The sequence below is a fragment of the Bartonella queenslandensis genome, from assembly GCF_018155095.1.
GTDB lineage: Bacteria > Pseudomonadota > Alphaproteobacteria > Rhizobiales > Rhizobiaceae > Bartonella > Bartonella queenslandensis_B.
Window position 1 is genome coordinate 1 of sequence record NZ_NAAI01000025.1, and the last position, 1,562, is coordinate 1,562.

Annotated in this window: 2 protein-coding genes; both read left to right on the top strand. The window is 33.1% G+C overall.

From position 1 onward, the window contains the following. The first annotated feature begins 314 nt into the window (after window positions 1-314). A complete protein-coding gene (locus tag B5V81_RS08540) occupies window positions 315-1,076 on the top strand; it encodes a TrbJ/VirB5 family protein (RefSeq protein ID WP_212113095.1) in 762 nt (253 codons plus the stop codon). Between the two features lie 216 nt (window positions 1,077-1,292). Next, window positions 1,293-1,562: type IV secretion system protein (locus B5V81_RS08545; protein WP_212113096.1), on the top strand; the 270-nt coding region annotated here is incomplete at its 3' end.

The following is a 1,562-nucleotide window of genomic DNA, read 5'->3' on the forward strand; positions in this document are numbered from 1 at the left end:
CTCAAACTATCAAGCATGGCCAATTCTCTCGCAAAAGGCATAACATTTGGACATCTATGGAAACATAGAAACTAGAGGATATAGAAAGAAATGGTTCTCGTAACAGAAAACTTAAATCCATAAGACAAAATAACCAAACTATCCAATCCTACAGCGGAAAATATTTGCACTAAAATTGAATTATTTTCATCAATTAAAAACTGAAATTAAGAAAAGATAAATTATCGCAAACTATACGCTTTACTTTATTATTGAAATCATAATAATGATAAGAAATGCTGGGCTTTTTAATTGTCAAAAAGGAAAGTATGAAAATGAAAAAGCAATTTGTTATAATAGGAATGATTACCTTTTTGGCAATGCTAAATTTACCTCTAACGTCTAACTTTAGTTGGGGTTCTGGGAATCAAGATTCAACTTCAAAAGAAGAATATCTGAAAATTATTGATTTGTTACAGCAACAAATTAAAGAAAATGAAAACCAGATCGAAAACGTGAAAAAAGTGTATCAAGCTATAATAGGAAATAAAATCGCTAAACCAGCCATACAAGATCCGAGGTATTTCTTAAAAGATCCGAAGTATTTCTTACAAAAAACGCTTGTTATCTACCCCTCCCCCCAAAAAAGCTACATTGGAATGAAAGATCATCAATTCAGAAATCGTGCCTATATCGAACGTCTTATAACTGGTGTTAACGTCGAAGAGAATAGGGCCCTCTTCCTGTCTTTTCCGCAGCAGAGGATGCACGATATAATTAATACGCGTCTTAACTATAATGGAATTATCGAGAAAGCCGTAAGTCTTCAGGCTTTTCAAAACGCAGAGGAGCGTTTTACACAAATTGCCAATTTCTTAAATGATATAACTAAAACAAAAGATTTGAGAGAAGTTTTCGAGTTGCAAACACGCATCAGAAACATGTCTTCCTTGCTCCAAAATGAATATGCCAAATTACAAATAGTCAGAAATTTAAGCAATAATGAAGAGACTCTTATCGATATACAAAAACGTATGTTGTATAAAAAAATTATAAACTCTGCCAACAGGGGTATACCTGATATAAAATTTAACTAATAAAAGTCTTTACAACATTGATTTTTTTCATGAAAGCAAAAGCCAATGTAGGAAGTTCAGTGCCATTCCAATCATTCAAAAGGGCACAGAGATTTTATCAAAGTCAAGATATCGTGGTGAAGATACTTAGGTAATGCATAAATGCAAATAAAGTGTTTAGCATGTATCCATATTCCAAGATGATAAAAAATTGAAAATTCAATAAAGAGGAATGCCATGAACTTCACTATGTTCACGCAACTTTTTACTAAAATTGATCAGATAGCAAAAACATATGTCACGGATATTTCCTCAAAAGCAATTGTTACAATCACACCCTTCGTTTCAATTGGAATCACAATCGCTTTCATTATCTATGGATGGCTTATCATTCGGGGCGCTATAGATATGCCGCTTTCCGGTTTCGTAAACCGTTTCCTGCGAATAAGCATTATCACTTCAATAGCTCTTACCACAGGACTTTATCAACCGGAAATCACAAATTTG

Excerpts from the sequence above, each read along its gene's own strand:
- B5V81_RS08540 (WP_212113095.1), top strand. The coding sequence starts at position 315 with ATGAAAAAGCAATTTGTTATAATAGGAATGATTACCTTTTTGGCAATG.